15 protein-coding genes and 1 pseudogene are annotated in these 20,508 nt (G+C 63.3%); 9 read left to right on the top strand and 7 right to left on the bottom strand.

Annotated elements, in window-relative coordinates:
- Positions 1-7 precede the first annotated feature (7 nt).
- From NKH99_RS17830 to NKH99_RS17850, 5 genes are all read left to right on the top strand, one after another.
- On the top strand, positions 8-349 hold the full coding sequence (locus tag NKH99_RS17830) for a DUF3088 domain-containing protein (RefSeq protein ID WP_352769936.1): 342 nt from the start codon (positions 8-10) through the stop codon (positions 347-349).
- Positions 342-1,535: an acyl-CoA dehydrogenase family protein gene (locus NKH99_RS17835; protein ID WP_353014839.1), complete on the top strand. Its 1,194-nt coding sequence runs from the start codon at positions 342-344 to the stop codon at positions 1,533-1,535. Before NKH99_RS17830 ends, NKH99_RS17835 begins: the two co-directional genes overlap by 8 nt.
- A complete protein-coding gene (locus NKH99_RS17840; RefSeq protein ID WP_353014840.1) occupies positions 1,532-2,887 on the top strand; it encodes an LLM class flavin-dependent oxidoreductase in 1,356 nt (451 codons plus the stop codon). The genes NKH99_RS17835 and NKH99_RS17840 overlap by 4 nt, the downstream gene beginning before the upstream one ends.
- Positions 2,888-2,960: 73 nt before the next feature.
- The gene (locus NKH99_RS17845) at positions 2,961-4,037 is read left to right on the top strand and encodes an LLM class flavin-dependent oxidoreductase (protein WP_352768035.1); all 1,077 of its coding nucleotides are present in this window, start codon (positions 2,961-2,963) and stop codon (positions 4,035-4,037) included.
- A gap of 68 nt (positions 4,038-4,105) precedes the next feature.
- Complete coding sequence (locus tag NKH99_RS17850) at positions 4,106-4,966, top strand: NADPH-dependent oxidoreductase (protein WP_352768032.1); 861 nt, start codon at positions 4,106-4,108, stop codon at positions 4,964-4,966.
- A 31-nt stretch (positions 4,967-4,997) separates the two neighbouring features.
- Here NKH99_RS17850 and gcvA read toward each other — a convergent pair whose 3' ends face one another.
- Positions 4,998-6,008, bottom strand: a complete 1,011-nt coding sequence (gcvA, locus tag NKH99_RS17855; RefSeq protein WP_352471368.1) for a transcriptional regulator GcvA — start codon at positions 6,006-6,008, stop codon at positions 4,998-5,000.
- 342 nt (positions 6,009-6,350) lie between these two features.
- Here gcvA and NKH99_RS17860 point away from each other — a divergent pair.
- Positions 6,351-7,945: pseudogene (locus NKH99_RS17860) on the top strand (ABC transporter substrate-binding protein).
- Positions 7,946-8,042: 97 nt separating this feature from the next.
- On the top strand, positions 8,043-9,638 hold the full coding sequence (locus NKH99_RS17865) for an ABC transporter substrate-binding protein (protein WP_353014842.1): 1,596 nt from the start codon (positions 8,043-8,045) through the stop codon (positions 9,636-9,638).
- An 80-nt stretch (positions 9,639-9,718) separates the two neighbouring features.
- Here NKH99_RS17865 and NKH99_RS17870 read toward each other — a convergent pair whose 3' ends face one another.
- The gene (locus NKH99_RS17870; RefSeq protein ID WP_353014843.1) at positions 9,719-11,158 is read right to left on the bottom strand and encodes an FAD/NAD(P)-binding protein; all 1,440 of its coding nucleotides are present in this window, start codon (positions 11,156-11,158) and stop codon (positions 9,719-9,721) included.
- Between the two features lie 184 nt (positions 11,159-11,342).
- Between NKH99_RS17870 and NKH99_RS17875 the strand changes: the two genes are divergently transcribed.
- Together NKH99_RS17875 and NKH99_RS17880 are read left to right on the top strand one after the other, a co-directional pair.
- A complete protein-coding gene (locus tag NKH99_RS17875; protein WP_353014844.1) occupies positions 11,343-12,701 on the top strand; it encodes an LLM class flavin-dependent oxidoreductase in 1,359 nt (452 codons plus the stop codon).
- Entirely contained in the window at positions 12,698-13,789 is a 1,092-nt protein-coding gene (locus tag NKH99_RS17880; protein ID WP_353014847.1) for a rhodanese-like domain-containing protein, read from the top strand. The genes NKH99_RS17875 and NKH99_RS17880 overlap by 4 nt, the downstream gene beginning before the upstream one ends.
- 36 nt (positions 13,790-13,825) lie before the next feature.
- Here the strand turns inward: NKH99_RS17880 and NKH99_RS17885 are convergent, their stop codons facing one another.
- From NKH99_RS17885 to NKH99_RS17905, 5 genes are read right to left on the bottom strand one after another with little or no spacing between them, the layout of a single operon-like run.
- Positions 13,826-15,088 (bottom strand): FAD-dependent oxidoreductase, encoded by a 1,263-nt coding sequence (locus NKH99_RS17885; protein ID WP_353014848.1) that lies wholly within the window; start codon positions 15,086-15,088, stop codon positions 13,826-13,828.
- 5 nt (positions 15,089-15,093) lie between these two features.
- The gene (locus tag NKH99_RS17890) at positions 15,094-16,311 is read right to left on the bottom strand and encodes an acyl-CoA dehydrogenase family protein (RefSeq protein WP_353014876.1); all 1,218 of its coding nucleotides are present in this window, start codon (positions 16,309-16,311) and stop codon (positions 15,094-15,096) included.
- A gap of 18 nt (positions 16,312-16,329) precedes the next feature.
- Positions 16,330-17,367, bottom strand: a complete 1,038-nt coding sequence (locus NKH99_RS17895) for an ABC transporter substrate-binding protein (protein WP_352616954.1) — start codon at positions 17,365-17,367, stop codon at positions 16,330-16,332.
- Positions 17,368-17,376: 9 nt separating this feature from the next.
- On the bottom strand, positions 17,377-18,561 hold the full coding sequence (locus NKH99_RS17900; protein ID WP_352471360.1) for an LLM class flavin-dependent oxidoreductase: 1,185 nt from the start codon (positions 18,559-18,561) through the stop codon (positions 17,377-17,379).
- Between the two features lie 60 nt (positions 18,562-18,621).
- Positions 18,622-20,232 carry an ABC transporter substrate-binding protein gene (locus tag NKH99_RS17905; protein ID WP_352979331.1) on the bottom strand — a complete coding sequence of 537 codons (1,611 nt, stop codon included), beginning with the start codon at positions 20,230-20,232 and terminating at the stop codon, positions 18,622-18,624.
- Positions 20,233-20,508 lie beyond the last annotated feature (276 nt).

Consider the following 20,508-nt stretch of genomic DNA (forward strand, 5'->3'; position numbering starts at 1 on the left):
GCCGGCAATGGCGCGCGACACGCTCTTTCTCATCCAGCCGGGTTTCGCCGACCCAAATCAGCCGGGCCAGACGTTCGTCTGCCCCTATTGCAACCAGGTTGAGGGATTGCTCGCAGCCTTTCCCGATCTCGCCGCCAGACTCGACGTTGAGCGCGTGCCGTTTTCGAGGCCGAGAGGCAAGGTGATCGACGCGCTCGGCGAACGGCACCAGTCGCTGCCGGTGCTGATCATCGGCAGCGATCCGCCCGCCGACTTGCCGACGGCCAAGGGCAAGGTCTTCGCCGATGACACCAGGCGCATTCTTGCACTGCTTGCCGAGCGCCACGGCTTTCCGCATCTGCATGAGTGACAGCATGACCTTCGATCCTGATACCTCCAATCCATGGATCGCCAAGGCGGCCGAGCTGCGCGAGATCTTTGCCCGCGACGCGGTCGAGCGCGACCAACTTGGCGGCAGGCCCGTCGAGCAGATACGGCTGCTCAAGGAGAGCGGCCTGCTCACCATCGTCATTCCCAAGGAATTCGGCGGCGCCGGCGAACCCTATTCGACGGCGCTGAAGATCGGCCGCGAGTTCGCCAAGGTCGACGGCTCGATCGGCCATATCTATGGCTACCATTTCAGCGCATTGATCGCCGCCAGGCTCAACTCGGACGAGCCGCGTTCAGCCGATCTGCTTCGGCGTTCGGCTGCCGGCGACTGGTTCTGGGGCAACACCGGCAACAGCTTTTCCAAAACGCTGTTCGGCCGCAAGGATGGCGAGTGGACGATCGTCAATGGTTTCAAACCCTTTGCCTCCGGCTCGCATGTTGCCGATTATCTTTCGACCTCGTGGGAAGACGAGGTCAGCGGCGAGAGGAAGTTTGCAGCGATCCCCGCGGACCGTGAAGGCATCACCGTTCTCGACGACTGGGACGGCATCGGCCAGACGCAGACCGGCAGCGGCAAGGTCGCCTACAAGGACGTCAGGATCCACGACAGCGAGTTGGTGCGCGGTTGGGTCGACGCGTCGTTGCCAATCCGCACCATCGGCCCGCTGCAGCAGCAGAGCGTGTTGCTCAATGTCTTTGTCGGCACGGCCCAGGGCGCGCTGCTGGCGGCGCGAGATTATACGCTCAACAGTTCGCGGCCGTGGATGTATTCCGGCGTCGAGCGCCATATCGACGATCCATGGATCAAGCGGCAGTATGGCGAGCTGTGGGTCAAGACGCGGGCGGCGACGGCGCTGGCCGATCGCGCGGCGGCGGCGATCGATCATGCGATCGCGCGCGGCAAGGCGCTGACCGAGCAAGAACGCGGCGAGGCAGCGGTTGCCGTCGCCGCGGCCAATGTGCTGGCAGGCGATGTCGCGCTCGAAGTCACGACCGAGATATTCGAGGTCATGGGTGCCCGCTCCGCAGTGCGCAAATACGGCTTCGACCGCTTCTGGCGCAACGCACGCATTCACACCTTGCACAACCCTGCCGAATACAAGACCCGCACCGTCGGCACCTGGTATCTGACCGGCGCTTATCCCGAGCCCGGCGTCTTTCGATGAGCGGCCGGCAGCTCCATCTCAACGTCAACATCCTGCATGCCGGCTTCTCGCCGGCGGCATGGCGGATGGACGGCGTCGACCCCTATGCCGCCTTCACCGTTGACCACTATGTGCAGGTGGCGAAGATCGCAGAGCGCGCAAAGCTCGACGCCGTATTCCTTGCCGACCAGGCGGCGATATCGGACCGCATTGACTATCGTCCGATCACGTCGCTGGAGCCGACCATCGTGCTGGCGACGGTAGCCGCCGCAACCGAGCGCATCGGCCTGATCGCCACCGCTTCAACCAGCTTCAACGAGCCCTACAATATCGCCAGGCGCTTCGCGACGCTCGACCATGTCAGCGGCGGACGCATCGGCTGGAACATCGTCACCACGGCCGATCCCGCCTCGGCCCGCAATTTCGGCCTCAACGGTGCCATCGATCATGGCCGGCGCTACGAGCGGGCCGCGGAATTCGCTGACATCGTCAAGGCATTGTGGGACAGCTGGGAGGACGATGCCTTCATCGGTGATGTCGCCAGCGGGCGCTTCGTCGATGCCACCAAGGTTCACGCCATCGACCACAAGGGCGCACATTTCTCGGTGCACGGGCCGCACAATGTGCCGCGTTCGCCGCAAGGGCATCCGGTGGTCGTCCAGGCCGGCGGGTCCGATGACGGCAAGGACCTCGCCGCCCGCCACGCCGAAGCTGTGTTTTCCGCATCGCAGTCTTTCGAGGAAGCGCTCGGCTATGCGCGGGAACTTAAGGCGCGTGCCGTCGCCTATGGCCGCACCGGCGGCGTGCCGCTCAACCTCGCCGGCCTAGCCACCATCATCGGCAGCACCGAGGCCGAAGCGGAGCGGCGGCAAGGAGAGCTCTGGGACCGCATCCCGCTCGACTACAGCCTTGGCCGGCTGTCCGGCGTGCTCGGCATCGATCGCGAGCGGCTGAAGCTCGACGAGAAGCTGCCAGAAGGGATTCAACTGCCCCCCAATGGCGGCCACACCTTCTTCAAGGCCACGCTCGCGCTCGCGCGCAGCAACGATTTCACCGTTCGCCAGCTGATCCGGGTGCTGAACGGCAGCACCGGCCACCGCACCATCGTCGGCACGCCCGAGCAGATCGCCGACGATATCGAAAGATGGTTTGTCGCCGGCGCCGCCGACGGCTTCAACCTGATGCCGGACGTGCTGCCGACCGGACTGGAGGTCTTTGTCGATACGGTGGTGCCGATCCTGCGCCGGCGCGGCCTGTTCCGCACCGACTATGAGGGGCGCACGCTGCGCGACCATCTCGGGCTTGCCAGACCCGAAAGCCGCTTTGCACCGCAGCCGCACAAGGCGCCAGCGCTGCATGAGGCCACCCATTGAATGGTCATCAAAATACAACGGAGGGGAAGGTCCTGCCATTGACCTCATGCCCGGCCAAAATACAGGCCCGACAATGAGCGCTGATACCGAGTTTCTTTGGTACATCCCGAACCAGGTCGATCCCGGTCACCGCGGCGAGCCGGCCGTCGAGGACCACAACAGCCTGGAGACGCTGACCAGCCACGCGAAGGCGCTTGAGGAATACGGCTGGAAGGGCGCGCTGATCGGTACCGGCTGGGGTCGGCCCGACACTTTTACTGTCGCGGCCTCGCTCGCCGCGCGGACCACCTCCTTCGAGCCGCTCATCGCGATCCGCCCGGGGTACTGGCGGCCGGCGCACTTCGCATCCGCCGTAGCCACGCTCGACCAGCTGACCGCCGGTCGCGTGCGTATCAACATAGTGTCAGGCAAGGACAACCTCGCTGCTTATGGCGACAGCGAAGGTGACCAGATACATCGCTATGCCCGTACCAGAGAGTTCATGCGCCTGGTTCGCAGACTTTGGACTGAAGAGAACGTGACCTTTGCGGGCGAGCACTTCCAGGTCACTGGCTCTACCGTGATGCCCCGCATCCATGTCCGTGGCGATCGTCGCCATCCCAAGCTCTACTTCGGCGGCGCGTCGGAGGCGGCGGAGCGGGTGTCGGCCAGCGAGGCGGATGTCCAGCTCTTTTGGGGTGAGCCGCTCGACGGCGTCCGGGAGCGGATCGAGCGGCTCAAAGCCTTGAGCAGGGAACTCGACCGAGACCTCCCGCCTCTGGAGTTCGGGTTGCGGGTCACCACGCTGGTCCGCGACACCGCTGGGCAGGCCTGGGCGGATGCAGAAGCGAAGGTCGACGAGATGGCCAAGGGCCAGGGAGCCGGCTGGAACGATCACGGTCGGGCGGTAGCGGTGGGCCAGCAGCGTCTGCTCGATCTGCACGCGCGCGGCGAGGTGCTGGACGACAATCTCTATACTGCGCCGGGCAAATATGGCGGCGGCGGCGCTGGCACCACCTGGCTGGTCGGCTCGGCCGCCGACGTCGCCCGCTCGCTCGGCAGATACCGGGATCTGGGCATCACGCATTTCGTGCTCTCGGACACGCCGTATCTTTCCGAGATCAAGCGGCAAGGCGATCAGTTGCTTCCGCTTTTGCGCAACGGGGCCTAAGCCGCGCTTCTTGAATGACCTGGGGTCGTCAGAACACCGGATAAGCCAGATTGCCAGTAGGGAAGACGATGTCACAGCCGGCCGCCTTCAGCATCCGCCCTTCCGACGCTGACCTGCGTGGTGAAGCGGCGCTACGGCGGCGTTATCGAGCGCCGCAAAGCGCGCATACCGGAACCTGGAACGAAGCCCTCGAGGCGATCCTTTCGCATCGCTCGGTCCGCAATTATCTCGCCAAGCCTCTTCCCGAAGGGACGCTGGAACTGATCGTCGCCGCCGCCCAGTCGGCGCCGACTTCTTCCAATCTCCAGGCGTGGAGCGTCATCGCAGTCGAGGATCCGGCGCGCAAGGCGCGGCTTGCCGAACTGGCGGCGATCAATCGCCATATCGAGCAGGCGCCGCTGCTGCTGGTCTGGCTGGCCGACCTGTCGCGGCTGCGCGCCATTGCCGAGGCAAACGGCCGGGTGGGCGAGGGGCTCGATTATCAGGAGAGCTTTCTGCTGGCCGTGATCGACGCCGCACTTGCCGCACAGAACGCCGTGGTGGCGACCGACGCGCTCGGGCTCGGCTCCTGCTACATCGGCGCGATGCGCAATCATCCGCAGGAGGTGGCGCGCGAACTCGGCCTCCCGCCGGAAACCGTGGCGGTGTTCGGCCTGACCGTCGGCTATCCCGATCTCCTGGCTGCGACTGACATCAAGCCCAGACTGCCGCAGGCTGCGGTGCTGCACCGCGAGCGCTATCGATCAGAGCCCGATCCGGACGATCTTGCAGCCTACAACCAGAGGCTTCGATTATTCCAGCAGGAGCAGGCGATGCCTGTGGTGGACTGGACAGAGTTGGTTTCGAACCGCATCGGCAGCAAAGCAGCGCTGAAAGGCCGTGATCGCCTGGGCGAAGTGCTCAAAGCGCTGGGCTTCAAGCTCAAATAGGCGCGCGCCTGCTCGCGAGACCGCGGCGAGGCTATTCGGCCGCGATAATGGCGATGCGCGCCGGAAGCGCCGCCGGCGGTGGGACGTCGAGAGCGCCGAGCTGGCGCGCCTCGGCCTTCAGCCAGCCATGAAAGCGCTCGACCGTCTCCAGCTTCGCCTTGTGCGGCGTCGTCGCAAAATAATAGGAAAACTCGACCGGCTGCGGTGAGCCGAATGGACTGACCAGACGCCCCGCGGCGAGGTCAGGCTCGGCCAGCCGGAATTTGCCGAGACCGATGCCCTTGCCGGCAGCAGCTGCGTCGAGCACCAGTGACGATTGGCTAAGCCGTATACCGCCCTCGACAAAGCGGCCGGACAGGCCGTTGGATCTCAGCCAGCCCTTCCAGTCAGGGCAGCTTGGATCGCGTTCCGGACCGTCCTCATGCAGGATCGGTGCGTCACGCAGCCCCTCCGGCCCGCGATAGAGACCGTGCATGCGAGCAAATTCCGGGCTGCAGACGGGCAGCACCGCTTCCGAAAACAGCCGTTCCGTCAGCAGGCCGCTATAGGCGCCCGACCCGTAGCGGATGACGCAGTCGACGTCTTCGCTGGCAAAATCGGCAAGCCTGGTCGATGCGTCGACCAGCACTTCTAGGCCGGGTACCGCGTCGCGCAGTGCGTCGAGGCGCGGGATCAGCCATTTGCTGGCGAAGGAGGGCGCGACCGACACTTTGATCGGCGCATCCTCCTCGTCGCCGGAAATCCGCGCGACCGACTCGACAACGACGTCGAAAGCCTCGGTGAGGCCGGGCATCAGCGCCTGGCCGGCCGACGTCAGCAGAAGCTCGCCACGGTTGCGATGGAACAGCGGTTGACCGAGGTGATCCTCGAGCAGGCGGATCTGCTGGCCGATGGCGGCAGGCGTCACATGGAGTTCTTCGGCCGCCCGCGTAAAGCTCAGGTGGCGGGCGGTTGCGACAAAAGCTCGAAGCGACGTCAGCGGCGGAAGCCTCGCCAGCGTCGGCCGCAGCTTCCTTGATTTTGCGCGAATGAGATCGACCATGGAGCGCATTCAACACGTTCAGGCCGGGCGCGACGAGGGCGGGCTTTGCGCCAAAGTGCCCGGTGGAAAATTTCGTTTGCCGCAGCGTCGCGGCAGCGGGAACGGAAATCTAAAAAATCGTAATGTCTACAATTCTTGTAGAAATAAGATCGGAGCGCTGATTTGGGCGTCGAGCAGCTTTGCCAGATCCTGGAATGAAACGGTCGTGCGAAGCAGTGCTTTCGGCAGACGATAGAAAATCATTCTTCCGGTTTTGCGGCGTGGCAGGGATCATCGCGTCGAGGCGCCGGAGTGTGTTCGGCCGCCGGATGCCATCGTAGCCGTTTTCCGGAGCTCAAGGCCATGTCTGTCAATCGTCGTCATTTCAACCAGCTGCTGTTGCTTGGCGGTGCGAGCTTCGCATTGCCCGGGGTTTCCTTCGCTGCCGAAGGAACGCCGGTTCAGGGTGGCACGCTCAACTGGGCCTACTATCCCGACCCCACGTCGCTGATTGCCATCAACACCTCGTCGGGCACCGGCCAGGCGATCGGTCCCAAGGTGAATGAAGGTCTGCTTGATTTCGCCTATGACCTCAGCCCGAAACCGCTGCTGGCGACGGAGTGGTCGATCAGCGATGACGGCCTGCGCTACACCTTCAAGCTGCGCGAGGGCGTCAAATGGCATGACGGCAAGGACTTCACGTCGGAAGACGTTGCCTTCACCATCTTCCGGCTGAAGGAGGCGCATCCGCGCGGCCGCATCACCTACCAAAACGTGACCGCGGTCGAGACGCCCGATCCGCACACCGCCATCATCGTGCTTTCAAAGCCGGCGCCCTATCTGATCACGGCACTGAGCAGCTCGGAATCACCGATTGTGCCGAAGCACGTCTACGAAACGTTCAAGCCGGCGGAACAGCCGAAGCTCGAACAGACGATCGGCACCGGTCCCTTCATTCTCAAGGAATGGGTGCCCGGCAGCCATCTGATCTTCGACCGCAATCCGGATTATTGGGACGCGCCTCGGCCCTACCTCGACCGCATCGTCCTGCACGTCATCCTCGACCCGGCCGCGCGTTCGGCGGCTCTTGAAACCGGCGAGATCGATATCGGCGCCAATCCCGTGCCGCTGGCCGACATCGAACGGCTGAAGGCAAACCCCGCTCTGGTCGTCGACACCAACACCTACGCCTATTCCGGCCCACAGCAGCAATTGTTCTTCAATTACGAGAACGAAATCCTGACCAAGCGCGATGTGCGCCTTGCCATCGCCCACGCAATCGAGTGCAGAAGCTGGTCGACATCGCGCTCTACGGCTATGCGCAGGTATCGCCGAGCCCGATCAGCACGGCGCTGCCCAAATGGTATGACCCCAGCATCAAGGCGCGCGAACCCGATACCAAACTGGCGGAGAGGCTGCTCGACGACGCCGGCTATCCGCGTGGCGCCGATGGGACGCGCTTCAAGCTCCGGCTTGCCTACAACGCGTTCCTGCCGGCGTCCTATGCCGATTTCATCAAGCAGTCGTTGGCGACGGTCGGCATCGATGCCGAGATCCTCAAGCTTGACCTGTCGACGTTCCTGAAGACCGTCTACACCGACCGCGCCTGGGACCTGGTGGTCGAGTCGCTGTCGAACACCTTCGATCCGACGCTCGGCGTCCAGCGCGCCTACTGGTCGAAGAACTTCAAGATCGGCCTCGTCTTCTCCAACGCTAGCCACTACGCAAACCCCGAGGTCGACCAGATCCTCGAATCCGCGGCAATCGAGCCCGACGAGACCAAGCGGCGCGAGCTCTGGTACAAATTCCAGCACGTCATCCATGACGACGTGGTGTCGGTCGATCTGGTCGCCGCCGGCGCCCAGATCGTCGCCAACAAGAAGGTCCGGGGTTTTGCGCCCGGCGCTCAGGGGATCAACAACAGCTTCGCGCAGATATGGCTCGCGCCAAACGCCTAAGCGTTCTGCAAGCCCTCTGGTTGGGACCAGCGCGTGAAAACGACGATCCCGACTTTTCTCCATGAAAGATAAATCGCGCCAATTCGGAGTACCGACCATGACCATCAACCGACGCCTGTTCAATCAGTTCCTGCTGCTGGCCGGCGCGAGTGCTGCACTTCCCGCCGGGGCATTCGCAGAAGACGCAAAGCCGGTGGCCGGAGGCACGCTCAACTTCGTCTACTATCCCGAGCCTAACCAGATCGTTTCCATCAACACCAGCGCTGGCGGACCGGCCACCATCGGTCCGAAGATTTTCGACGGCCTGCTCGCCTACGACTACGATCTCAATCCCCGACCGCAACTGGCCACCGAATGGTCGATCAGCGACGACGGGCTCGAATACGTCTTCAAGCTGCGCCAGGGGGTGAAGTTCAGCGATGGCCATGATTTGACCTCCGAGGACGTCGCCTTTTCTATCTCCCGGCTGCGCGAAGCGCATCCGCGCGGTCGCATCACCTTCCAGAACGTCACCGACATCGACACGTCGGACCCGTATATCGTGAAGATCAAATTGTCGAAGCCGTCCGCCGCCCTGATCTCGGGGCTGGCCGCGACGGAATCGCCTGTCGTGCCCAAACACATTTACGAGAAGCTGAAGCCGGCCGACGATCCGTCCTTCGAGCAGATCATCGGCAGCGGGCCGTTTGTGCTGAAGGAATGGGTAAAGGGCAGCCACATCCTCGTCGAAAAGAATCCGACCTATTGGGATGCGCCTAAACCCTATCTCGACCGGATCATCTTCCGCTTCATCACCGATCCGGGCGCGCGCGCTGCTGCGCTCGAAACGGGCGAGGTCGACATCGGACCGAACCCGGTGGCCTTCGCCGACCTGGAGCGTTTCAAGGCGCTGCCGCAATTCGTCGTCGACAGCACGGTCTTCGCCTATAGCGGCCCGCTGCACCAACTGATCATCAACCTCGAAAACCCGATCCTGAAGGAGAAGAAGGTCCGTCAGGCAATCGCGCACGCGATCGACCTCGACGCGATCAATGCAATCGTGTTTTACGGCTATGGCCAAGTCTCGCCGACGCCGATCAGCGTCGTCAACAAGAAGTATTTCGATCCCGATGTGAAGGCCGCGACGTTCGATACGGCGCTCTCGGAAAAACTGCTCGACGAGGCCGGTTTCAAGCGTGGGGCTGACGGCGTACGCTTCAAGCTCAGGCTCACCAACAATCCCTACAACCCGTGGGGCTATGCCGACTTCCTCAAGCAGGCATTGGCCAAGATCGGCATCGATGCCGAGATCGAAAAATTCGACTTCGGCACCTATGTCAAAACCATCTACACCGACCGCACTTGGGACCTGTCGACGGAATCCTGCGGCAACATCTTCGATCCGAGCGCCGGCGCACAGCGGCTCTACTGGTCGAAGAACATCAAGAAAGGGCTGCCGTTCTCCAACGGCGCGCACTATGAGAACCCGGAGGTTGACCGGTTGCTGGAAGCCGCATCGGTCGAGCTAGACGAGGCCAAGCGCAAGCAGCTCTTCTTCAAGTTCCAGGAGATCATCGCCGACGAGTTGCCGATCATCAATCTGATCGCGCCACCGACCATCATCATCGCCCGCAAAACCGTCAAGAACTACGCGCCTGGCGCCGAAGGCCTGTCAGCGAATTTCGCCGACGCCTATCTCGACCCGAACGCCTAAATCTGCCGGGCAATCATGAGAGAAGGGCCGCATAGAGCTGCGGCCGTTTTCGTTTCTTCCATTTCGCAAAGCTGGTAACTTCAGGCCAAAGCACGCAGCCTTGGGCTGGCGCCGACCAGAAGGCCGGCAAGGGCTATGGCCTGCGCCAGTTGTTCGCCGATCGAGCTCGATTCCCAGGCGACGCCGCGCAGCGGATGGCCGATGGCGAACAGATTGCCATGGGTCTTGCCGTTACCGGCAATCACTTGGCCGCCATGCGTCGCGTCGATGCCGAAGCCGGTCGCATGGGGCCTGACGATGCCGTTCTCAAGCAGGCTGCGGACGAATGGATCGGCGATCCGCCGCCAATCATGCTCCTGATGGCCGCGGCAGTTGACGACGCCGTCGAAGCGCAACCGTTCGACCGCGCCGGTATCACGCCAGCGGATTTCAGCGATGATGCCGTTTGCCTGCGGATGGAGTGCCAGCACCCGTCCCGCTCGACCCGTCCAACGGCCTTGGCTTCGCGCCAGTGCCACGCGCTCAAAGCTCGGTGGCGCCGCGCGGTGCGCGGTGACATCCCAGAAGGCGCGCAGATGGCGTGCGAACTTCAAGCGCTCCTTGTCGGTGGCGCCTTGCCACAAGGCCAGGATCCACGGCCGGATCGTCAGCGGCAGCCCTTGCCAGTCCAGGCCGGTGGGTTCGATGGCCCGGCGTTCGGCCTTGACCAGTGCGAGAAGCGCCCTGGTGGTTTTCGGCAGCGGCCGCCCGGCGAGGAAATCGCGCCACGCTTCCACGTTGCGCCGAGGTTCGACGATCTGTCCGCGCCGCGACACGACGCGATAACCGCCCTTGAAGCCGCGCGCTTCCATGCTGGCGACGACGTCGACCATGCTGAGGCTGGAGCCGATCAGCAGCAGTTCCTTGCTGCCGGCGAGCCGATCGAGCGCCGCCGAATCCCAGGGATTGGCGACATAACGGGGATCGCCGACGACGGCTGCTTCCGTGGTGGACGGCTGGCTCTGGAACACCCCGGTTGCCAGTACCGCCTCATCCGCCAGCAATTGCTGGCTATCGCTGGTGCCGACGCATACCCCGGACGGACCCGTCAGCATGTCGACGGCGGATGCCTTGATGTGGCGCAGCGAAGAACGCGGATCTGCTTCTCTGATCGCTCTCGTCAGTTCCGACTGGACATAGCTGCCGAACAGCCAGCGCGGCGGGCTTGAGTCCGGGACATCCTCGGGCGGTGTCCAGCCGTGCTCCGGCCCATTCGCCATAAGCCAGCGAACGAGGTGATCTGGATCGTCCGGATGCAGCGAGAAGATGCGCGCCGCGCCGTTGACGAGGTGTTGTGGATCGACGGTGCTATAGGCAACGCCGCGACCGAGCTCGGCCCGGCGCTCGATGATGGTGATTGCCAGCGGCTCAGTTGAACGGTCGAGCAGCTTGATCGCGGTAACCGCGCCGGCAAAGCCGCCGCCAACGATGATGATTGAACGAGGGATCGAGCGTAGCGGGGAGGAAGGGGTATGAAGCATCAAGAACCTTTGCGACGCCGGTGGTCGTGGCTCCAGCCCATCGCCCCGACAACGATCATCGTGCTTTCCCGTAACCCGATGTCAAAAAACAATAATTGCCAGCTGGCGAAAGGCATTCTTTCACTCAGCGGGTTTGGCAGGCGCTAGATAGGAACGCCCTTTGCGACCAGCCCGAGAACCGCTGATGACTGAAAATCGAAAGATAAGGCTTGGAGCCTTTGTTCGCGGACCGGGCCATCATGTCGCTGCCTGGCGCCATCCCGATGTGCCTGCCAATCCGGGCCTGAGCTTTCAGCACTATGCGGACGCCGCGCGCACTGCCGAGCGTGGCCTGTTCGACATGGTGTTTCTGGCCGACAGCCTCAGCGCGCGCAATGGCGAGCAGCCGATCGAGACCTTCGAGCGCACCGGCCATGTCGTGCATTTCGAGCCGCTGACGCTTTTGTCGGCGCTCTCGACCATCACGCAAGGGATCGGGCTCGTTGCGACCGCCTCGACCACCTATTGGGAGCCGTTCCACTTGGCGCGGCTGTTCGCTTCGATCGATCATCTCAGCGGCGGCAGGACAGGCTGGAATGTCGTCACCTCAGCCGATGCGCCGGCGGCGGCGAATTTCAGCCTCGACCAGCATCCCGTTCATGCCGACCGTTACGCCCGCGCCGAGGAATTCGTCGCTGTCGCGCAGAAGCTTTGGGACAGCTGGGACGACGATGCCTTCGTCGCCGACAAGGCTTCGGGAATCGCCATCGACCGGCGCGGCATCCACGCCCCGGACCATGTCGGCCGGCATTTCCGCGTCAAAGGGCCGCTCAACGTCGCCCGCCCGCCGCAGGGCCATCCCGTCATCGTTCAGGCCGGCTCTTCCGATGCCGGCCAGCAGCTGGCGGCGCAGACGGCGGAGGTGGTTTTCACCGCCCATCCGACCATCGAATCGGCCCGAGGTTTTTACAGCGAGCTGAAAGGCCGGTTGGGCTCCTTTGGTCGCTCTGCCGATTCTTTGAAGATCATGCCCGGCGTCTTCCCGGTCGTCGCGCCGACGCGCGCGGAAGCCGAGGACAAGTTCGACGCGATCCAGCGGCTGGTCGATCCGGTGGTCGGCGTCGCCCTGGTTTCCGGACTGCTCGGCGGCATCGATCTTTCCAGCCACCCACTCGATGGGCCGTTGCCCGAACTCGGCAGTTCCGATTCTGTGAAGAGCCGCCTGAAAGTCGTTTCCGAATTGGCCGCGAGCCGGAACCTGACCATCCGCCAATTGTATCTCGCCGTTGCCGGCGCGCGCGGCCATTTCCAGATCGTCGGCACGCCAAAGGATGTGGCCGACATGATGGAGGAGTGGTTCGCCGGTGGCGCGGCGGACGGCTTCAACGTCATGCCGCCGATCCTGCCGACGGGCCTCACCGATTTTGTCGACCTCGTCATTCCGGAGCTGCAGCGGCGGCGTCTGTTCCGGACTGCTTACGAAGGCGGGACGTTGCGCGAGAACCTCGGCCTTGCGCGTCCGATCCGTGGCGCCGCTGAACAGCAAGAGAGGAAAGCATCATGAGCGACAGGACGATCGATTCGAAAATGTTTCGCCAATGGCTGGCGGATGGCGAAGAACTGGCGGTACTAGACATTCGCGACAGCGCGACTGTCGGAAACGCATCGCCGCTGTTCGCCACCAACCTGCCCGCGGCTCAGGTCGAGGCCGAGATCGACCGCTTCATCCCGCGCAAATCGGTGCGCACCGTGCTGGCGGACGACGGCAGCGGCGTTGCCGAGCAACTTGTCGAACGACTGGTGGGGTATGGCCGTACCCAGCTGTTTTCGCTGAACGGTGGAATTCCGGAATGGACGCAAAGCGGCGTTGAAGACCTGCCGACCTTCGATACGCCGGGCGTCGATTTTTCGCTGGCGATCCGCGACGAGAAGGGAACCCCGGTCGTCAGCGTTGAAGAGCTCGCGGTGCTCAGAGGCCGAGGCGCCGACGTGGTGGTGCTCGACAGCCGCACGGTGGCGGAGTTCGAAAAGGACCATGTGCCGGGCGCCATCAGCGTGCCGGGCGCCGAGCTGGTGCTGCGCTTCGCCGACCTGGTGCCGTCACCGGAGACGCAGGTTGTCGTCTCCTGCGCCGGCCTGCCGCGCGCCATCATCGGGGCGCAGACACTGATCGATGCCGGCGTGCCCAACCGGGTCGCCTATCTGCACGACGGCACCAGGGCATGGCGCGAGGCCGGTCTTGCACTCGAAACCGGCAAGACCGCAATCTATGGTCCGGCAAGCGAGGATGCCAAGCGTTTCGCCGGGGAGCACATCGCAAAGCTTGCCGAAGGCGACAGCTTTCCCCGCATCAATGCGGCCACGGCCGCGAACTGGGCGAAGGACGAAAAGCGGACGACCTACCTGCTTGACGTGCGCACGCCCGACGAGTTCGCCGAAGCGCATATTCCGGGGTCGATCGCGTCTGAGGGCGGGCAGTTGCTCGGTGTCGCCTATCGCACCATCGCCGTGCGCGGCGCCCGCGTCGTGCTGATCGACGATCTGCTCGGTGTCCGCGCGGCGACGACGGCGCATTGGCTGCAGCGGCGCGGCTTCGAGATCGCGATCCTCTTGTATGACTTCCAGTCGACCAGCCTGGTGGAAGCGGCGTAGGGCAGGAGCACTGTCAGGCGATTTTTTCGGGGGCCACTATTCGGCGGCTTCCGATTGGCGGCGACGGCCCGCCAGCACGTTCTTCTGCATCGCCGTCAGCGAAGACCGCACGGCTTTGGCGCCGTGTTCCAGCATCTTGGCCTCATACTCCGACAGCGCCTGGAGAAGCGGCTTGTCGCCGCGTTTGGCGGCCACCAGCTCTGGCACCAGCAGCCCGGCGTCGTAGATCGCGGTGTTGCCGCCAAGCGCGCGAAAATAGGTCATGGCGTGGATGGCATCGCCAAGCAGCGTCACCGGTTTCGTCGGCCAGGGATCGACAGGTTCGGAGCTGTGGACATGAAGCAGCGCCACCGTCGATGGGTCGGTGTAGCGGATGAGGTTGAGGATTTCCGGGTTCCAGTGGGCGATCTTCGAGATCAGCAGGTCGATCAGTTCTGAACCGGAGAGCTTTGCCAGCGCGTCGTCCGTGGCAAGTTCGTTCTTTTCATAGGCGGTGTTCCACCAGACATAGCTGGTGGTGTTGTTGAAATGGAAACCGGAAAAATCCTTGTGGGTGGCGTCGTCCAGCCCGATCAGTCCATGCTTTCGGAAGGCGTCGACATTGACCCTGTGGCTGGTGACCATAAGCCCATGACCTTCGGTTGGCCTGACGCCGGCATTATAGTCGAGTAGCAGCGGCGAGATCTGGTGAAGGGCTGCGGCATGCAGCGTCATCTTGCCGGCCAGCCGCCTGACGCCGGTGTCGAAGCTCCTGGCATGCGGCGCCAGTTGCTGGCGCACGCGCGAGCGGGCGCCGTCGGCACCGACCAGCACATCGGCATGGATTGTCGAGCCATCCTCGAAATGCGCTACGACCGAACCATCCGGCTGCTCGTCGTAGCGGGAGAAGACCTTGCCGTAGCGCACGATGCCGTCGAGGCCGGACAACAGCACCTGGCGCAGCGTGATACGGCTTACCGATTTTTCGATATGCGTGTCGTCGGCCTCGCCCGGCGCGTTGCCGCCGCCCAGGCATCCTCGCCCCAGGATGTTGAAATTCTCGTCGAGCAGGATGTTGCGATCCGGCGCCTGGCCGAGCGTGGCGACAAAAGCGTCGTAGAGTTCCGGCGGTAAATTGGCGATCAGCGAATCGATGCCGCGCTGGCGGATGCGCAGACGAAAACCCTGGACATAGTCGGTGCGGGCGCGGTCCTTCTCGAAGACCGCGACACTGATGCTGTTCTTCTTCAGGCCTTGCGCCAGTGTCAGGCCGCCGGGGCCTCCGCCGATAATGGCGACTTCGACATGTTCTGTTGTCATGGCGCTCAACCGACCGCCACGAGCCTGGGCTTGCCAGCGGCAATAGCCGGTGTCTCGGCCAACTGCCGGGCGGTATGGCGGCTGAGCGTCGCCTTGGCGGCGATCGTGCGGATCATGTGGTTCTGCGGTGCGTGGGAACGGGCGGTCAGCGCATCACGGTGGTGGCGCTCAAGCTGGAAATCTCTGTTAAGGCCTGGATTGCCGGCAAGCTCCAGCGCCAGCGAGGTGACGGCAACGGCATTGTCGATGACGACATGCCTGACCGTCATGCCGTCGGTGCCCACAGGCCGGCGGGCGTCGACATCTTCGGCGAGCGAACGCAGCAGCCGCGCGCTGCTCGCAAGCCGAACCTCTATGTCGCCCAGCCCTGCCTGGATGTGCGGCACGGTCGACAGCGGCGCACCAAGACTTGCCGGCGCGTGCGTGCTGACAAAGGAGACAAGCCGGTCACGGGCAGCACGGGCGGCACCGTGGTAGACAGCGCCGATCAGCGAAAAGAAGAACGCCGTCGCGCCTTCCTCGCGCCTCAGCGGCTCGGATGCCGGCTGCGCCTCGGTGATGTCTTCGGCAGGAACCGCAACATTATCCAGAATGATGTCGTCGCTGGCCGTCGCCCGCATGCCGGCGGCGTTCCATGTCTTTTCGACACGCAATCCAGGCGCAACGGTCGGCACCAGGAATGAAGCCAGGCGCGGCTGCGGCTCGTCGGTCAGCGCCAGCAAGTTCACCCATTTCAGAATAGGAATGCCGGTGACGTAGTTCTTGTGGCCGGATATCCGCCAGACATTGCCGTCGCGCCGGGCAATGGTTTCGGGCGGCTTGCCATGGGCGGGCGAGCCAATCCGCGGCTCGGCCTGGGCGGCGTTGATCAAAGCAGGGCCAAGACGGCCTGCCTCGACAATCCGCTGAACCAGATGGCGCGGCCATTTTCCGGATTTCCGCATCGCATACTGGCTGTTGTAGTGCATGGCCAGCACCAGCGCCGTCGACGGCTCGCCACGGCCAATCTCGGCGATCACCGCCTGTGCTTCCGTCAGCCCGCCACCGAAGCCGCCATGTTCGCGCGCCGTGACCAGGCCTAGCAGCCCCGCCTGGTGAAGCCGGTCAAAATTGGCGAATGGGAATTCCCCGGTCGCGTCGTGATGCGCGGCGGTCAGCGCGAAGTCGTCGGCGAGGCCGGCCACTTTCTCGAGGAGTTGCGGAAACTCGGCAATTGTCGACATCATGACGTTGGCTTTCTCTCAGGCGGCGGCCCGAATGTTCACCAGATCGAGCGGCCGGCGATCGACCCAGTGCTCGACGTCGAAATCGCCGGCGAGGAAGCCCCAGTCGCGCAGGAAATTCTTGTAGTGGGAAACCGCTGCGACGAGCTCAGGCTGCAGTCCGAGGCCGAGATGCTTATGGACATCCGGGCCATTGGCGGCCAGCACCTGTTCCTCGGTGGCCCCGGCTTCGCGGGCAACAAAGCGCTGCGTCTCTTCCGGATGCGCCTCGGCCCAGGCACTGGCGCGCAGGATGGTCTCGATCAGTCGCGCGACCAGATCGGGGCGTTGTTCCGCCAGCAGTTCATCGACGGTCAGCACGCGCGGCGAACCGGAATTGATGCGGATGTTCGGGTCGGGGTGGAAGCCGAATTCCACGACCTGGATGGCGCCGATCAGATTGGCGACATTGATGCCGGCCGTGCCCTTGACATAGATGGCGTCGACCTCGCCGCGGATCAGGGCTGCGGCTTCCTCGCCATAGGCCTGTTTGCGCTTGAGGCCGAACAGCGACGGTCCTTCCTGGCTGTCGAGCACGCTGTCGGCCAGCGCTATGTCGACGATCTCGACGTCGCCATAGCCAAGGCCCTCGAGCGAGAGCGCCGAGACCAGTCCCTTCAACGCCGTCGCTCGCATGAAGTCGACGATTCCCTCGGGGCGCCGGGCGATGCCGAAGCGACGGCCTTTCAGGTCCTGGATTGTCCTGATGCCGGAACCGGGCAGGGCGATGATTGCCTGGAATTCGTCGGTCCAGGTGATGCCGACGAGACGCGTCTTGCGCCCTTCGGACCGCGCGCGGATCGGCGGCACGTTGCCGCCGTGGCGGAACGACCAGTCGAGCGTGTGGTTGAAATGGCTCTGGCGGATGTCGCGATTGGGCGAATCGATGATCGACTTCAATTCAATCCCCTCCTTGCGAAAGGTCTCGTCGAGAAGCCCGAGCTGTGCGGCGAGCCCGACAGGCGTCGGCACCGGGCAGCGTGTGTACCAGATTTCGGAGATCGCAGTCGCGGTCATGATGGCTCCTTAGGTGTTGCGCAGGCCGGCCTGCTTCATCAGCGGCAGGATGTTCTCGCCGAAGAATTCGAGGTCAGGCTTGAAATCGAAGAAGGACAGCTGCAGGCCGTCAATGCCGGCGTCCTTCAACTTGACGAACTGGTCGACGATCTGTTCGGGCGTGCCGATGAGATAGATGTTGCCGCCGACCTTGGCGTAGGGATCGTCGCGGCCCTCGCGTCCTTTCCAGGCCTGGGCATCGCTGTTGAAGGTCTGGAAGCCTTTCGGCGTGCGGCTGTCGGCATGGGCGACGATCTCATCGGCGACCGCCCAGGCCTCCTTCTCGGTCGGCCTGCTGATGACCAGCGGGTTGAGCAGCGTGCGCACGGTGCGGCCGACGCCGAGGGCTGCGTCCTTCACCTTCTTCGTATGCGCCGGCAGCGCTTCCAGCGCGCTGGCGATGTCGGAGCCGGCCGGGCTGGTGACGAAGACGATGTCGGAATAGCGGCCGGCAAAGGAAATGCCGGCATCGGAGCCAGTGGCGTTGACCAGGATCGGCCGGCCGTAATTCGGCTTGGGCGTGACGAAGCCGCCATTGAGCTTCCAGCTCGATTCTCCGGAGAATGAGAAATTCTCGTCGTCCTGCCACAGTCGCTGCAGCACTTCGACGAACTCGGCGGCGAGTTCATAGCGGCGGTCGTGCTCGATACGGTTCCAGCCGAACATTTCATGTTCGACGGCGCGATGGCCGGTGACGACGTTGATGCCCCAGCGGCCGCCGGAGATGTGGTCGAGTGTGGCGCCGAATTTCGCCAGATGCAGCGGATGCCACGGGCCGTAGAGAACATGCATGGTCGAGATCAGCATGATCTTCTTGGTGATCGCGGCCATAGCCGCGACGGACACGAAACTGTCCAGCGCCTGGCCGTTGAAGACACCGCCATAACCGCCCTTGGGCAACCACTGGCTGAGCGCGAAGACGAGGTCGAAGCCAAGCTCCTCGGCCTTCAACGTCAGGTCGCGATTGTAGTCGAAGCGCCAGTCGGTCGAGCGCGGCAAGGTCGAGTTGGTCCAGCCACCGGCCTGGATCGGCAGGAATAGCCCGAGCAGCACCGGCTGCTGAAGCGCTTTCGACAGCGGGCTGTCCGGATAGTCGGTCGGCGCCTTGAAGAAGGGCGTGCCGACGATGGAACCAGGCTTGTGGGCGAGCGTCATGGCGAACTTTCTCGGGTGGAGGAAGGGAACCCGTGCGAAGGACCGCGCACGGGTCAGGGCTCAGGCGACGATATGGGCGGTTGCGAGGGAGCCGGCATTGCCCTCGGCGCCCACCGTATGACCGGCTATGCGCCTGTTGTAGAGGGTGATTTCCGGTTGGCTGACGATGCCGATATCGGGCAGGTCCTCGACAAGGATCTGCTGGATCGCGGCCCATTGCTCGAAGCGCTTTTCGTGGTCGACCTCGACGGCGGCCGCTTCAAGAAGTTCGTCGACCTTGGCATTGCTGTATTTCGAACCGTTGGAGAACGGCACGCCGGGTTTGAAATTTTTCGACCAGTAGAGGCGCTGTACGCCTACCGTCGGGTCGAACAGATTGCTCATGCCGTTGAAGGTGAAGTCGAAGTCGCGGTCGGTGTAGATGCGCTTGGTGTAGGTGGCGAAATCCTGGCTGCGCACGGTGACCTCGATCCCGACCGCGGCCAATGCCTGCTTGATGTAATCGGCGCCGCGCTTGTAGGTTTCGCCGCTCGGGACATAGTCGTGGACAAGCTTGAGCCGGGTACCGTTGGCGTCGCGCGGCAAGCCTGCTTCATCGAGCAGTTTATCGGCGGCGGCCGTGTCGACCGGATAGGTCTTCAGGTCGGCGACGAACCACTTCTTCAGATTGGGGTTGATCGGGCCTGGAATGGTTTCGCCATAGCCATAGTTGATCGTCTCGCGGATGACGTTGCGGTCGATGACATGGGCGAAGGCGCGGCGGACGCGAACATCCTGGAAATAGGCTTTCTCCAGGTTGAACTCGACCCGGCTGATGCCGTTGGAATACTGGTAGCCCTGCTTCTCGAAGCCGATATGCGGCAGCGTCTCAAAACGCTGCAAATCGCTGTACGGAATCGGCGTTGCCGGCGCCAGATCGATCTCGCCTGTCTCCAGCGCCAATGCGCGCGCCGACGCGTCCGGGATGAAGCGGACAATCAGCCGGTCGAGATAGGGGCGCGGCGCGTCCCAGTAATCAGGATTGCGTTCGTAGACGATGTGGCTGCCGCGCACCCATTCTTTGAAGACGAACGGGCCGGTGCCGACCGGAGCGACGTTGACCGGATTTTCGGCTGCCTTTGTGCCGTCATAGAGGTGCTTCGGCACGATTGGCGTTTCGGCCGCAGCCAGGGCCGTGATCAGGTAAGGCGCCGGCCTCGACAGAACCAGCGTTACGGTCAGCGGATCCGGCGTCTGGATGTCTACAAGGTTGAGGAAGGTGTTGCGGCCGCGCGGATGAACCTCTCTGATCGTGGTGATCGAATAGGCGACGTCGGCGGCGGTGAACGGCTGGCCATCATGCCACTTCACGCCTTCGCGCAGCTTGAAGGTGTATTGCAGCCCATCGTCACTGACTGACCATTGTCTGGCCAGGGATGGGCGCGGCGTGAGATCGAAATCATAGGTCAGCAGGCCCTCGGTGGTCTTTGCCGAGACGTAGACCGAATTGAATGCCGTGTGGGCGATGGTCGTCAGCACAGGCGGCTCAGCCGAGAGCACCAGCGTCGCCGTTCCACCCTGTTTCGGCTCGGCGGCGTAGGCGCTACGCGATGCAGGCAACAGGGTCGCTCCGAGCGCGGCCGCCGAGATGCCGAGGAACCTGCGGCGGTTCGGACTGAGGAAATGAGACATAGCGTCCTGGTCCTTTTTTGCTGCCGGACCCGATCGGCCGATCGTCGGCCACCAGGCTAAAAATCCGTTGTTCCAAGAGCGGGCTCGTTTGCGAAAAGATTTGGCCGACCTGCTCCCGCGCTTAAGATTTCATACTTCAAACAGCTAAGTTTGTAGTATGAAATAAAATTATATTCTGCAATGAGGCCATTTGCAGGATAAAATTTCTTAAATCAGGTTTGACAATGTCTATAAATCTTGTCAACTAAAAAGCACGGAACTTTCCGGGAAACAGCA

Source organism: Mesorhizobium sp. M0854, from assembly GCF_040319815.1.
Lineage (GTDB): Bacteria > Pseudomonadota > Alphaproteobacteria > Rhizobiales > Rhizobiaceae > Mesorhizobium.